14 protein-coding genes are annotated in these 12,971 nt (G+C 55.4%); 12 read left to right on the forward strand and 2 right to left on the reverse strand.

The window, feature by feature from the left end; genetic code table 11:
* Window positions 1-122: 122 nt before the first annotated feature.
* Window positions 123-992 (forward strand): alpha/beta fold hydrolase, encoded by an 870-nt coding sequence (locus ACSOSP_RS18445; RefSeq protein WP_455308731.1) that lies wholly within the window; start codon window positions 123-125, stop codon window positions 990-992.
* 264 nt (window positions 993-1,256) lie between these two features.
* On the opposite strand, the gene ACSOSP_RS18450 is transcribed toward ACSOSP_RS18445, so the two are convergent.
* A complete protein-coding gene (locus ACSOSP_RS18450; protein WP_455308732.1) occupies window positions 1,257-2,159 on the reverse strand; it encodes a LysR family transcriptional regulator in 903 nt (300 codons plus the stop codon).
* Window positions 2,160-2,279: 120 nt separating this feature from the next.
* Here ACSOSP_RS18450 and ACSOSP_RS18455 point away from each other — a divergent pair, with 120 nt between their 5' ends.
* The 11 genes from ACSOSP_RS18455 (at window position 2,280) to ACSOSP_RS18505 (ending at window position 11,486) form a co-directional block, all read left to right on the forward strand.
* The gene (locus tag ACSOSP_RS18455; protein ID WP_455308733.1) at window positions 2,280-3,266 is read left to right on the forward strand and encodes a 2Fe-2S iron-sulfur cluster-binding protein; all 987 of its coding nucleotides are present in this window, start codon (window positions 2,280-2,282) and stop codon (window positions 3,264-3,266) included.
* Between the two features lie 14 nt (window positions 3,267-3,280).
* Entirely contained in the window at window positions 3,281-4,327 is a 1,047-nt protein-coding gene (gene gtdA, locus ACSOSP_RS18460; RefSeq protein WP_455308734.1) for a gentisate 1,2-dioxygenase, read from the forward strand.
* A 17-nt stretch (window positions 4,328-4,344) separates the two neighbouring features.
* Window positions 4,345-5,040: a fumarylacetoacetate hydrolase family protein gene (locus tag ACSOSP_RS18465; protein WP_455308735.1), complete on the forward strand. Its 696-nt coding sequence runs from the start codon at window positions 4,345-4,347 to the stop codon at window positions 5,038-5,040.
* A 49-nt stretch (window positions 5,041-5,089) separates the two neighbouring features.
* Window positions 5,090-6,349: an aromatic ring-hydroxylating dioxygenase subunit alpha gene (locus tag ACSOSP_RS18470; RefSeq protein ID WP_455308736.1), complete on the forward strand. Its 1,260-nt coding sequence runs from the start codon at window positions 5,090-5,092 to the stop codon at window positions 6,347-6,349.
* 1 nt (window position 6,350) lies between these two features.
* On the forward strand, window positions 6,351-6,824 hold the full coding sequence (locus ACSOSP_RS18475) for an aromatic-ring-hydroxylating dioxygenase subunit beta (RefSeq protein ID WP_455308737.1): 474 nt from the start codon (window positions 6,351-6,353) through the stop codon (window positions 6,822-6,824).
* A gap of 9 nt (window positions 6,825-6,833) precedes the next feature.
* Entirely contained in the window at window positions 6,834-7,145 is a 312-nt protein-coding gene (locus tag ACSOSP_RS18480; protein ID WP_455308738.1) for a non-heme iron oxygenase ferredoxin subunit, read from the forward strand.
* Window positions 7,146-7,222: 77 nt separating this feature from the next.
* Window positions 7,223-7,867 carry a maleylacetoacetate isomerase gene (gene maiA, locus ACSOSP_RS18485; protein WP_455308739.1) on the forward strand — a complete coding sequence of 215 codons (645 nt, stop codon included), beginning with the start codon at window positions 7,223-7,225 and terminating at the stop codon, window positions 7,865-7,867.
* A 193-nt stretch (window positions 7,868-8,060) separates the two neighbouring features.
* Window positions 8,061-8,981, forward strand: a complete 921-nt coding sequence (locus ACSOSP_RS18490; RefSeq protein WP_455308740.1) for a branched-chain amino acid ABC transporter permease — start codon at window positions 8,061-8,063, stop codon at window positions 8,979-8,981.
* Window positions 8,981-10,000, forward strand: coding sequence for a branched-chain amino acid ABC transporter permease (locus ACSOSP_RS18495; RefSeq protein ID WP_455308741.1), 1,020 nt, complete (start codon window positions 8,981-8,983; stop codon window positions 9,998-10,000). The genes ACSOSP_RS18490 and ACSOSP_RS18495 overlap by 1 nt, the downstream gene beginning before the upstream one ends.
* Complete coding sequence (locus ACSOSP_RS18500; RefSeq protein ID WP_455308742.1) at window positions 9,997-10,770, forward strand: ABC transporter ATP-binding protein; 774 nt, start codon at window positions 9,997-9,999, stop codon at window positions 10,768-10,770. The genes ACSOSP_RS18495 and ACSOSP_RS18500 overlap by 4 nt, the downstream gene beginning before the upstream one ends.
* A complete protein-coding gene (locus ACSOSP_RS18505; protein WP_455308743.1) occupies window positions 10,767-11,486 on the forward strand; it encodes an ABC transporter ATP-binding protein in 720 nt (239 codons plus the stop codon). The genes ACSOSP_RS18500 and ACSOSP_RS18505 overlap by 4 nt, the downstream gene beginning before the upstream one ends.
* Window positions 11,487-11,510: 24 nt before the next feature.
* Here the strand turns inward: ACSOSP_RS18505 and ACSOSP_RS18510 are convergent, their stop codons facing one another.
* Window positions 11,511-12,485 carry a LysR family transcriptional regulator gene (locus tag ACSOSP_RS18510; protein ID WP_455308744.1) on the reverse strand — a complete coding sequence of 325 codons (975 nt, stop codon included), beginning with the start codon at window positions 12,483-12,485 and terminating at the stop codon, window positions 11,511-11,513.
* Window positions 12,486-12,971: the final 486 nt, after the last annotated feature.

Below are 12,971 nucleotides of genomic sequence, written 5' to 3' on the forward strand. Positions count from 1 at the left end.
GGAACTTCTCGAGTCCGCACTGTCGGGTCTGCTGGGGAAAGCGTGACAGCACCCACCGAATCCAGCGAATACTCAAGAGACCACGACGCAATTCAACCGTTTTGTAGGAGTTAGGAAACGTCATGAGCACAGATACCCGGTTGACCGAAGCAGGAACCAGCAAGCTTGTGCGCATCAACGAAGGAGACCTGGACCTCCAGATTCACTACAACGACATGGGTCAAGGGCGCGAGACTGTCGTGATGCTGCATGGCTCCGGTCCTGGTGCGAGTGGCTGGGCGAACTTCAATCGCAATCTGGAGCCGCTCGTCGAGAAGGGATATCGGGTCATCCTGATGGATTGCCCGGGCTGGAGCAAGAGCGGCCCGATTGTTTGCACGGGCTCGCGTTCAGAGTTGAATGCCCGTGCTTTGAAGGGACTGCTCGGCGCAATCGACGTGCCGGGACCAGTGCATATCATCGGTAACTCAATGGGTGGTCATAGCGCAGTGGCTTTCGCGATGGCGAATCCTTCGCGCGTGGGCAAGCTCATTCTGATGGGTGGCGGAACAGGTGGTCCTAGCCAGTTTGTGCCGATGCCAACGGAAGGTATCAAATTGCTGCAAGGGCTCTATCGTGAACCGACGATTGAAAACCTGAAGAAGATGATGAACGTGTTCGTGTACGACACGAGCAATCTGACTGAAGACCTGTTCCAAGCGCGACTGGACAACATGCTCGCGCAGAAGGAGCACCTTGAAAATTTCACGAAGAGTCTGGCGGCAAATCCCAAGCAGTTCCCGGACGTTGGTCATCGCCTTTCCGAAGTGAAGGCTCCGACCCTCATCATCTGGGGGCGCGATGACCGCTTCGTCCCAATGGATGTTGGTCTGCGGCTGTTGTGGGGTATGCCGAACGCTGAGTTTCACATCTTCAACCGGTGCGGCCATTGGGCACAGTGGGAGCACGCCGGCAAGTTCAACCGCATGGTCCTTGACTTTCTGACGCACTGATTGAGCGTCGGTGCCGGATAACGGCTTTGAGGTCCATCGACAACGTCCAATGCGTTCTCGTTGGACCGGCTACACCCCTTCAGGGACCGACCCGCAGGCTGGCCGTGGACAACTCGCAGCATCACGTCGACTGGAGGAAGTTCACCCATTCAAAATTCGACTGCATAACCGTCCGCCGAACCGGTCACCCTCAAAAGCCTTTTCGGTAGTGTGAAAAATCTCTGTGTTGATTTTCACCGAATTCAGACGCAATCAACCGTCAGATCACATGGAGAACTCCTGGAAGAACAACTGCCGAAGCCATTGGTTGCCCGGCTCGCGATGATTCTTCGCGTGCCAGAGGACATTAATCACAATTTCTGGAATCTTTACCGGACTTTGCGCCGTTTCAAGTCCAAATGGCTTGAGTGTTCGGTTGGCGTACGCTTCTGGCACCACGGCGATGAGATCGGTCGTCTGAAGGATGTGGCCGACCGCAACGAAGTGAGGTATCTGCAAGCGGAGCTTCCGCGCGATGCCGGCTCTTTGAATAACCTCATCGACGATCCCGTGGCCGGTTTCGTCTGCGACTATCGAGACATGCTCTGCAGCACTGAATGATTTGAGGGTCAACCCCTTGGTTGCGAGTGGGTGGCCTTTCCTGAAAATGCACACGTATTGTTGGCGAAATAGTCGACGTTGAAAGAAGCCTGTATTTAGCCCCGGCAGGAAGCCAATGGCGAGGTCGACTCGGCCGCCCTCCATCTCCTCTCGCAGATTGGCGGTGTTGTTTTTCACAGTACTAATGGTCACGCCAGGGGCCACGTGAGACAACTTCTTCATCAATACCGGAAGAAAGTAGATTTCGCCAATATCCGTCATTGCTACCGTAAAACTACGCGTGCTCGACGCAGGATCAAAACTTGTCTTTGAGTTGAGCGTGCTATGAATTGCGCCTAGCGCGAGGCCGATTGGCTCCGCGAGATCCTCGGCAAACGGAGTCGGCACCATGCCTTTCGATGTCCGCAGGAACAGTTCATCTCCCAGTCGCTTACGCAGCCGATTCAGTGCATTGCTGATCGCTGGCTGAGACGTTCCGAGCGTTTCCGCAACAGCCGAAACACGCCGCTGCTGGAGTAGTTCATTGAAGACCACCAGCAGGTTCAGATCGATATCCTGCAGTTCCATCAACTCCTCCAGTTTTATCACTCACAGTGATAAATCGTATCACTGACCTTCTATTTATTAATGCCATCAGTTGCCTCAGGATACAGGAACTGCTTAACCGGTTTCGGAGACATTGCACCTGTGGAAGTTACCATCCTCCCGCTCGACCGAACACTCGAGGTTTGCTCCGGGGAAAATTTGCTGGATGCGTTGCGCCGCAACCAGATTCCAATTTCGTACAGTTGCATGGCTGGACGATGCGGCACGTGCCGCTGCAAAATCGTCGCTGGACAAGCACTGGTCGCGGGCGTTGACATGTCAGGCTCGCCGATGGGCGCGGGGCAGTCCGTGCTTGCCTGTCAGACAACGCTCTTTGAAAGCTGTGCGATCGAAATTCCAGAACTCGATGAGGTCGTCGTTCATCCGGCAAAGATCATCAAGAGCATCGTACTCGGTATCGACGACCTGACTCATGACATCAAGCGTGTCCGATTGTCTTTGTCGAAGCCGCTTGAGTTTTCCCCCGGACAATACGTGACGCTCCAGTTCACGCCACAACACATCCGCCCTTACTCGATGGCAGTCCCGCAGCACCGGGACGAAGTCGAGTTTCATATTCGTCTGGTGCCCGACGGGCGGGTGACTTCATACGTGGCGTCCGAACTGAAAGTAGGTGATGCGGTTCGCGTCAGCGGGCCATTGGGAACCGCCTATCTGCGCCGCACGTTCGTTGGCCCGATCGTCTGCATTGCGGGCGGTACAGGCCTCGCACCGATTCTCTCGATCCTCAGAGGCATGCTTGTCGCAGACATGTCCAATCCCGTTCACGTCTACTTCGGGGTGCGCTCCCCGGCCGACGTGTATGGCGTGGAGTGGCTGCATGAGCTTCGGGAGCAGCATCCCTCGCTGAAAGTACATGTAGTTGTCGCGTCGGCGAACAGCACCCACAGATATCGCGGCGGAGTGGTGACCCAGGCGGTGAATGCCGACTGGGAAGAGATGCGTGGCTGGCGTGCTTACGTGGCGGGTGCGCCGACCATGGTTGAAGCTGCATCGATCCTGCTCAGACAAAAGGGTATCGACCCCGATCATATCTATGCCGACGCTTTCTACCCTAGTGGCGTCTGACTAAAGGAGGAGCCATGAACCCAGTCGTTGTGCATTCCAACATGGACGAGAGAAGACAGTACTACGAACGGATCGGCGCGAGCAATCTCACACCATTGTGGGAGGTGCTGCATGCACTCGTGCCCGCCTCGCCCCAGCCGAACATCGTCCCGGCGATCTGGAAATACGCGGCGTTGCGCGATACGCTGGTCGAATCGGGGGCACTAATCAGCGCAAAGGAAGCCGAGCGTCGCGTGCTCATTCTTGAGAATCCTGGTGCGCGCGGGCAATCGCGGATCACACAGAGTCTTTACGCCGGCTTTCAGGTCATTCTCCCTGACGAGATTGCGCCTGCTCATCGTCACGCGCAAAGCGCACTGCGCCTGGTGCTGGAAGGCGAGGGCGCCTATACCGCCGTGGACGGCGAGCGCACCGCCATGCACAGGGGCGATTTCATCATCACACCATCGATGACTTGGCATGACCACGGCAACCTTGGCGATGAACCGGTCGTCTGGCTCGACGGACTTGATATTCCCCTGGTGCAGTTTCTCGATGCCGGCTTTGCGGAGAAAAACCAAATTCAGTCGCAGCTCGAACAACGCGCTCAAGGCGATGCGCTATTCCGCTATGGGCACAACATGGTGCCACTCGACTTCTATCAGTCTGCTTACGAGCCGACCAGAGTGTTCGTATATCCGTTCGCGCAGGCGAAGCTGGCGTTGCGCGGGCTTGATGCGACGCCAGCCGATCCTTACCATGGCCACGCGTTCCGCTACGTGAACCCGGCAACGGGTGCTTCGCCCATTCCGACCATCGGAGCGTTCCTGCGGCGCCTCAAGGCCGGTACCGAGACCAGGTTGTATCGCTCCACCGACAGTACGGTTTTCACTTGTCTCGAGGGAGGGGGCTCGGTGGATATCGATGGGTTGAAGTTCGAATTCGCCGAAAGCGACGTATTCGTCGTCCCCTCGTGGTGCCTTCATCAGTTTCGCGTAGCGGCGGACACCATCCTTTTCAGTTTCTCCGACCGGCCGGTACAGCAGGTGCTAGGTCTTTGGCGCGAGGAGAAGCTTTCGTAGTTTATCTGGAGAAGATCATGGAATTTGTAGTCCCTTTTGCCCCCGCGTGCACGCTGCAGGTAGCAGATCACGTGGAAGTGTTTCCCGTCAACCGCGTGTTCTGCGTTGGTCGCAACTATGCCGCGCATGCGCGTGAAATGGGCAAGGAGCCGAACGAACCGCCGTTCTTCTTCATGAAGCCAGTCAATGCGGTCGTGCCGGCCGGCGGCACGGAGATCACGATTCCGTACCCGCCGAAGACGTCTAACTTTCAGCATGAAATCGAACTGGTGATCGCCATCGGCAAAGGTGGATCAAACATTCCAGTGAACGAGGCATTAAACCATGTTTACGGCTACGCGGTGGGGTTGGACATGACTCGCCGGGACTTGCAACTCGAAGCACGCGATAAGGGGCGCCCCTGGGAATTCGGGAAGTCTTTTTCGAAGTCTGCGCCGATCGGCCCTCTGCGCATGATTGGCGAACTGGGCGTATTCGACACGGCCAAGATCACGTTGACTGTCAACGAGCAGCCTCGCCAGGCGTCCGACATCTCAAACTTGGTCTGGTCAGTTGCCGAATGCATCGCATACCTGTCTGAATATGACGCGCTCGAACCTGGCGACCTCATCATGACCGGTACGCCCGAGGGCGTGAACGCCGTGCAACGCGGCGACGTCATGCGCGGCGGAATCGATCGCCTCGGCGAGATTGTCGTTCGCGTCGGAAGCTGATGTTCTGCGACCCGGGTCGCAGCAATCGAAATTGTTGAGGAGACGAAGGATGAATGAGGCTCCTGTTGTATTCATGAAGCAGTCGACATGGACGGACGAGGGATCGAGCCGGATCCCCTTTTGGGCCTACACCGACGGCCACGTCTATCAGCGCGAGCTAGAACGCTTTTTCTATTCTGCGCACTGGTGCTACGTCGGTCTCGAGGCGGAGATCCCGGAGGTGGGCGACTTTAAGCGGACCGCTATAGGTGAACGATCTATCATCCTCAGCCGCGCTTTAGACGGCGACATCTACGTCGTTGAAAATGTTTGCGCCCATCGCGGTGTACAGTTCTGTCGCGAGAAATTCGGCAATCGCAAAGATTTCACCTGCCCGTATCACCAGTGGAACTACGATTTGAAGGGTGACCTGGTGGGTGTGCCGTTCCGGCGTGGGGTTAAGCTGGATGGGAAGGTCAATGGCGGTATGCCAGCAGACTTCGACCCGAAAGACCACGGGCTGACCAGGCTCAACGTAGCCCGCCGCAACGGCGTGATTTTCGCTTCGTTCGATCATGACTTGCCGCCGCTGGAAGCGTATCTGGGCCCAACGATTCTCGAATATTTCGACCGCGTTTTTGATGGTCGAAAGTTGACTATCCTTGGATACAGCCGCCAGCGAATTGCGGGTAACTGGAAGTTGATGCAGGAAAACATCAAGGATCCCTATCACCCTGGTCTCCTGCATACGTGGTTCGTGACATTCGGACTGTGGCGCGCCGACAATAAGTCTGAGCTCAAGATGGACGCCCACTTCAGACACGCCGCAATGATTTCAACGCGCGGACAGGGCGGAAAGGGCGAAGTCACAAGCGGCGTTTCTAGCTTCAAGGAGCAGATGAACCTTCACGACGACCGCTTCCTCGACGTGGTCACCGAAGACTGGTGGGGCACACCGACGGCCGTCATGTTGACGCTGTTCCCTAGCGTCGTCATCCAGCAGCAGGTCAATTCGGTTTCGACGCGACATATCCAGCCGCTTGGGCATGGTTCGTTCGCTTTCGTTTGGACGCACTTTGGCTTCGAAAGCGACAGCGAGGAAATGACACGGCGCAGGTTACGCCAAGCGAATCTCTTTGGTCCCGCAGGGTTTGTGTCGGCGGATGACGGGGAGGTCATTGAGTTCTCTCAAAAAGGGTTTGAGCAAAAGCCGTTTCACCGGACAGTCGCTGAGCTAGGTGGACGCGACATCGGCAACGCCGATCATATGGTTACTGAAACGCTGATTCGCGGTATGTACGACTATTGGCGCCGCGTGATGGAGATCTGACATGGTGGACTTTGAGACGTACATCCAATTGCTCGCGCTCTATGCCGACTATGCGGCGGCGCTCGATAACAACGAGTGGGACAGGTGGCCCAATTTCTTCACCGACGAATGCACGTACAGGCTTCAGCCTCGCGAGAACTACGAGCGTGGTTATCCGCTCGCGACGCTGTCGTTCGAGAGCCGCGGGATGCTGAAAGATCGCATCTACGGCGCATCCGAAACGATTTTTCACGACCCGTACTACCAGCGACATGTTGTCGGCATTCCGCGCATCTGCAAGGTCGACGGCGCGCGCATTAGTGCCGAGGCGAACTATGCGGTGTTTCGCACGAAGCCGGATAGCATGACTACCCCGTTCAACGTCGGCCGCTATATCGATACGATTCAGTGCACCGCGGGCGGCCTTAAGTTCGAATCGCGCCTATGCGTGTTCGACAGCGAGATGATCGACAACTCCATCATCTATCCGATTTGAGGTTTTTCGATGACACGACAGTGGATCAAAATCATTAACGTTGCGTCGCTTCCAAGTGACGATGTCGTCGCGGTGGGCGCAAGGGGCAGGGAGTTGGCGCTTTACACCGTTGGCGGGCGCGTCTACGTGACCGACAACATCTGCACCCACGGCCACGCGAGGTTATGCGATGGCTTCCTTGACGGCTATGAGATCGAATGTCCGCTGCATCAGGGCACGTTCGACGTGAGAACCGGCAAGGCACTGTGCGAACCGTTGACCGAAAACATCGGTACGTACGAGGTGAGAATCGAGGACGGGGATGTGTTCGTTCAGGTATAGCCGGGAACTGGCGAGTGCTCCGCGGAGGTCTCAAGTTGCGGCGCGCGTCCGTCAACTCATTTAATCCATCGACACAGATGAAGCTCTATAACTACTTCCGCAGTTCGTCGTCGTACCGTGTCAGGATAGCCTGCAACCTGAAGGGACTCCCCTACGAGTATCGACCGATTCATCTCAACAGGAACGGCGGCGAGCAATTCGGCGTCCACTTTTCGACACTCAGCCCGCAGCAGCTTGTTCCGGTCCTGGACGACGACGGCCTGCGCATCGCGCAATCCCTTGCGATCCTCGAATACCTCGAAGAACGGTATCCAATACCGCCGTTATTGCCGTCGTCTGTTGCGGGGCGTGCGCGCGTGCGCGAGATGTCCCTCTACATCGCGTGTGAAATGCATCCGCTCAACAATCTGCGCGTGCTGAAGTTTCTCACGAGAGAGTTGGGAATGTCCGACGCGCAGAAGCAGGCGTGGATCGTCCACTGGTTGCAAACCGGGTTGACGGCGCTTGAGCGAGACCTGGGCGGCGCAGAGACACGTGGAACATTCTGTTTCGGAGACACCCCGACGATGGCTGACTGCTGCCTGGTGCCACAACTTTTCAATGTTCGCCGATTTGGCTTGGACGTGGACCAGTATCCGACGCTGCGCGCAATCGAACGGCAGTGCGAAGAACAGGGTGCATTTGATTCGGCTCATCCAAGTCGTCAGTCAGACGTGGAGTAAATGTCACCCAAACGCAGAAAGCACCGAGCGTGTTTCGCAGCATGGTTAATCGAGGAATACGATTCGCTTTGCCCAGAGGTTCTGTTGAGATAGTGGAGTGGGACAGGCTGCCTCGCAGTTGAAGTTAGAGCTTGCTAACTGTCGTTGGTGAGGTCATCAACGTCGCACATTCAATAAAAAATGGAGACGGAAAATGGAGCTTGGCCTTGTTTTTATGCAGCTACTAAATGGGCTGCAACTTGGCGTCTTGTTATTTATCCTCGCGGCCGGTCTCAGTCTAGTGTTCGGAATTATGAATTTCGTGAACCTGGCTCACGGCTCAATTTACATGTTGGGTGCTTATTTTTCGGTCACGGCGTATAGCGTGACGAAGTCCTTTACGGTCGCAATGTTGGCTGCGGTCGCTGGCACTATGGTCGTGGGTTTCGTTATCGAAAAGTTTGTGGTGTCTCACTTGTACAGCCGAAGCCATCTGGACCAGGTACTGGCGACGTTCGGCATGGTGCTTTTCTTTAACGAGATCGTTACCGTTGTCTGGGGTCCTCAACCTTATTCTTTGCCAACCCCATCTCATCTCGGAGGCTCTGTCGAGGTGCTCGGCGTGAGCTATCCAGCGTATCGTTTCGTGATCCTGGCTGTCGGTGTGTGCGTTGCTTTTGCTCTCCATTTGCTGATGCATCGGACACGGCTGGGTATGCTCATCCGCGCGGGGGCGAGTAATCCGAAGATGGCCGGAGCACTGGGTGTTAACCTGAAGTTGCTCAACGCAGCCTTGTTCGTCCTGGGCGCGGCTTTGGCGGGCGTCGCAGGCGTCATGGCCGGCCCGATTCTGTCCATCGAGTCGGGGATGGGCGAACCCGTGCTGATAACGGCATTAGTCGTCATTGTTATCGGCGGAATCGGCTCAGTGAAGGGAGCGCTGTATGGAGCCCTTATGGTGGGCGTTGCGGATACGCTGGGGCGAGCATTTTTGCCAATGGGTTTTCGGGAAATAATGAGCCGCGACATAGCGGATGCAGCTGGGCCGGCGGTGGCGTCGATGCTTGTCTACGTGCTGATGGCGGCAGTGCTGGCCGTTCGACCGCGAGGCCTGTTTCCTGAAGGGAGAGGTTGATGGTACAGAAACGTTATCGATTCAACCTGCAGTTCATTCTGCCAGTGGCGCTGCTCTTGATCTTGCTCTTCGTTCCGTTTTTGGCGCGCTCTGCAGACCAGCCATTCTATGTAACGTTTTTCGCTCGCATCATCATTTATGCGATTGCTGCGAGTGCACTCAACCTCGCAATAGGCTATGGAGGACTGGTCAGTCTCGGACATGCTTTATTTTTCGGCATAGGCGCGTTCAGCGTGGCGCTTCCGGCTTTTCATGGAGTTGAAAGTGGGTGGGTTCATCTAACTATATGTATTGTCGCGTGTGGATCAATAGGCTTTGTCACCGGGCTTATTAGCCTGCGCACCTCAGGAATAGCCTTCATCATGATCACGCTAGCTTTTGCCCAAATGGGCTATTTCGTTCTTATTAGCCTGAAGCAGTACGGGGGTGACGACGGAACACCCATTCTACTGACGAGCAAGTTTTTCAGTCTTGATCTCGGACAGCCAGACACGTTGTATGCCGTCGCCTTCCTGGTTTTGTGCGCCGAGCTCTGGTGGTTGAAGCGGGTGCGAGCGTCTCCGTTCGGCATGGTATTGCGGGGTGCCAATGAAAACGTTCGCAGGATCAACGCAGTCGGTCTACCGGCCTGGCAATATCAACTTGTCGCGTACGTTCTTTCAGCCGTTCTCTGCGGGATAGCCGGTTTTCTTCTCTCAAATCTGAATGCGTTCGCATCGCCAAGCACCATGTCATGGGTAACGTCCGGAGACCTGATGGTAATGGTGGTCCTCGGAGGTTTGGGGACCGTGTTTGGTCCGCTGCTGGGAGCATTGACCTTTCTTGGATTGGAGGAGGGGTTAACGCTCTTTACTCAGCATGCCATGGTGGTTCTCGGCCCGGTAGTTGTGATTGTCGTGCTGCTGGGAGATTCCGGAATATTAGGTCTGGTAGGAGCGTTCGACCAATGGCGAAGGCGACATAACAGAGCGAGTGGTGATCCTAAGCCCTCTGTTCACGTACATGAGAAAGAGTTATGAAAACAACTATCCTTCGTACGGAGTCGTTGGTCAAACGCTATGGCGGCATTCTCGTCACGAACGACGTCTCGTTGGGAATTGACGCGGGCGAAATTCACGCAATCATCGGGCCGAACGGCGCGGGTAAAACCACACTTGTTAGCCAACTGTCCGGCGAACTTGCGCCAAGCGAGGGGAGAATCATTTTTTGCGGCGAAGACGTCACTTCACTACCTATTTATAAGCGTGCACGTCGCGGCCTGTTACGCTCCTATCAAATCACCTCGGTTTTCGAGGCGTTTACCGTCAAGGAGAATGCTGTTCTATGCGCAATGGGTACAACCGAGCACTCCTTCCGTTTCTGGAGATCGATGCTAGATCGTAAACAAGCGGTGCTTGCGGCCGATGAAGCGTTAGAGGCAGCGGGTCTCGCTCGTCTCGCTGATGTCCCGGTAGCGGCGTTGGGCTACGGAGAACGACGGGAGTTAGAGCTGGCTATGGCGTTGGCAGCGCGACCAAAACTTCTCCTCTTAGACGAACCGATGGCGGGTATGAGCCCGCACGAATCGCTCGCTGTCGTGTCGCTCTTGCGACGACTGAAGGGTCGATATTCTATTTTGCTGATCGAACATGACATGGACGCGGTGTTTGCACTGGCTGACCGAATTACTGTGCTTGCAAACGGCAAAGTTATATGTACGGGCACACCAGCTGAAATCCGGGAGAATCCACAAATCAAAGATATCTATCTCGGAAATGAGGAACTGCCTGTTGTTGGGAGGGGCCAATGAGCGCATTACTGGCAGTAGCAAGTCTGAGCGCTTCATATGGCCGTGCGCAAATACTGTTTGGAACTTCCTTCCACGTGAACGCTGGGGAAGCGGTCACTCTGCTTGGACGAAACGGCATGGGAAGGTCCACTACCGTTAAATGTCTGTTCGGCTTACTTCCGGTCCAGGCCGGTTCCATTACCTTTTGTGGCGGAACTATTCACGGATTGCCATCACACCGGATTGCACGACTCGGACTTGGACTAGTCCCCGAGGGACGACAAGTCTTTCCGAATCTGTCCGTCGAGGAGAATCTGATTGCTACCGCGCGTATGCCGGTAAGGACAGGGGACAATCACTCGGGTTGGACGTTGGATCGGGTCTTCGATCTTTTCCCGGGGCTGAAGAAGAGGCGAGGCAACCAAGGATGGCAACTATCGGGTGGTGAGCAACAGATGCTGGCCATTGGCCGTGCGTTGATGACTAATCCTTTGCTGCTTGTGCTTGATGAGGCAACTGAGGGACTTGCGCCTCGGATCAGAGATGAGATCTGGGAAGTGCTGAGCACACTGAAGGGACAAGGCTTGGCGCAGATTATCGTAGATAAAAACGTGGCCGCGCTACTAAAGTTGGCCGATCGCCACTATGTCATGGAAAAGGGGCGGGTGGTATGGTCCGGCAACTCCGATGCCTTGCGCGACGATGAACACGTCGTGCATCGGTATCTCGGAGTTTGACTTTAAAAGTGTAAGGGGGCTTTCTCAACGATATAACTTATAAGGAGGCGCGCTCACGTCGCTCTCATTTTTATCAGGGGCGCGCCAAATCAGTTCAGCGCCTTGCCACATTCCGCAGTCAATTCGCATGGTAATCAGGCGTAGCATGCGCCGCCATGCGATAGCGACGGTACCGGAATTCATTCGATTCCGATTTACAGCAATAACCCACGTCAGAACCATGCCTCGTATGGGAGCTGCGCGAAATTGACTACGCAATGGGTGCTCGAACAAGGCGCAAAACGGCATCACGGTATAACCTAATCCTCGCACCACTAAATCCAGACATAGGGACAGCGTCTCCGCTTCCGCTGCGTTGCAGTATTTGCGGTCAATGCGCCGCAACTGGTTCTCGACCATCTGGCGGATGATGTTGGGCCGTCCTGGCATGACCATCCTTAAGTCGGCGATCTCGGATGCCGTCACGAAGTGGTCAAGTTCAAGGCCCGACTTAGCGTCGCCAACTAAATATAGCTGCTCGCGCAGTAGCGGGGCCTCCTCGTACATGGGAGACGCTGTAGGGGAGAACGCGACGACGCATAGATCCGGTAAGCCGTTCCGCATCGTCTCTCGTAGGACATTGTTAATGCCCTCGTAAGCGCGAACCTTAATATCCGGATGCTCCATCAAAATTTCCGCGACCAGCGGAGCAGTGACGCTTCTCTGCATGGAGAGGGGCATTGCGAAGTTCACGGACCCGAGCATCTTGGCACCCACCTCTTCTCTGAGAATTTCCGCCTGCAGCAAAAGGGCTCGAGCTTGTTCCGCAAGCTCCGCGCCAGCATCCGAGAGTTTTACACCCGACGAATCTCTCAGAAACAGCTGAACGTTCAATTCGTGCTCCAAGACACCCATATGTCGGGAAAGCGCGGATTGAGAAAGGGCTAGATCCGTCGCTGCACGACTGATGCTGCCAAATTCGGCCACACGGAGAAAATATTCAAGCAGGCGCAATTCCATCGACGTGCTATTCCATTGACTGGCGACACAACACCATATCGTCGTTTGACAGCAATTGGCTATTGGTACAAGCACTTGTGCGGGCGGAGCTCATGGGAGATGGCCTGTTCGTTCGGACAGCTTTTTGTTTTTTTCTGAGTAGCGTACCGGGCGGTCACGCTGCCGTTGTAGTCGTTGGCAGCATGACGAAGTACGCTTCGCCCAGGGTCTGTCCGACAGGGACTTGAATCAAACTTCTGCGACAATTCTGCCAGTGCGTTCGCCACGTATTGCTGCAGTGCCCATGTTCGCTTTGAACTTCGCTGAGTGCGTGCACGGGGTTCTTTTCGCGTTTTTGTTTTCCCCCTTAGGCGTTATGCCTATCTCAGAATCCCGCGACTCCGCCTAGCCGACTGTACAGTTTTCCGGAACCACCTCCAGATATGCAAATAATGGGTAACGACCATCTCGATATTTGTATTGAGAGTCGATGTCCCTGTTCTTATT

This window comes from Caballeronia sp. KNU42 (assembly GCF_053760385.1).

Bases quoted from the DNA above. Each gene is read 5' to 3' on its own strand.
- ACSOSP_RS18445 (WP_455308731.1), top strand. From the start codon at position 123: ATGAGCACAGATACCCGGTTGACCGAAGCAGGAACCAGCAAGCTTGTG.
- ACSOSP_RS18450 (WP_455308732.1), bottom strand. From the start codon at position 2,159: ATGGAACTGCAGGATATCGATCTGAACCTGCTGGTGGTCTTCAATGAA.
- gtdA (WP_455308734.1), top strand. From the start codon at position 3,281: ATGAACCCAGTCGTTGTGCATTCCAACATGGACGAGAGAAGACAGTAC.
- ACSOSP_RS18465 (WP_455308735.1), top strand. From the start codon at position 4,345: ATGGAATTTGTAGTCCCTTTTGCCCCCGCGTGCACGCTGCAGGTAGCA.
- ACSOSP_RS18470 (WP_455308736.1), top strand. From the start codon at position 5,090: ATGAATGAGGCTCCTGTTGTATTCATGAAGCAGTCGACATGGACGGAC.
- ACSOSP_RS18475 (WP_455308737.1), top strand. From the start codon at position 6,351: ATGGTGGACTTTGAGACGTACATCCAATTGCTCGCGCTCTATGCCGAC.
- ACSOSP_RS18480 (WP_455308738.1), top strand. From the start codon at position 6,834: ATGACACGACAGTGGATCAAAATCATTAACGTTGCGTCGCTTCCAAGT.
- maiA (WP_455308739.1), top strand. From the start codon at position 7,223: ATGAAGCTCTATAACTACTTCCGCAGTTCGTCGTCGTACCGTGTCAGG.
- ACSOSP_RS18490 (WP_455308740.1), top strand. From the start codon at position 8,061: ATGGAGCTTGGCCTTGTTTTTATGCAGCTACTAAATGGGCTGCAACTT.
- ACSOSP_RS18495 (WP_455308741.1), top strand. From the start codon at position 8,981: ATGGTACAGAAACGTTATCGATTCAACCTGCAGTTCATTCTGCCAGTG.
- ACSOSP_RS18500 (WP_455308742.1), top strand. From the start codon at position 9,997: ATGAAAACAACTATCCTTCGTACGGAGTCGTTGGTCAAACGCTATGGC.
- ACSOSP_RS18505 (WP_455308743.1), top strand. From the start codon at position 10,767: ATGAGCGCATTACTGGCAGTAGCAAGTCTGAGCGCTTCATATGGCCGT.
- ACSOSP_RS18510 (WP_455308744.1), bottom strand. From the start codon at position 12,485: ATGGAATTGCGCCTGCTTGAATATTTTCTCCGTGTGGCCGAATTTGGC.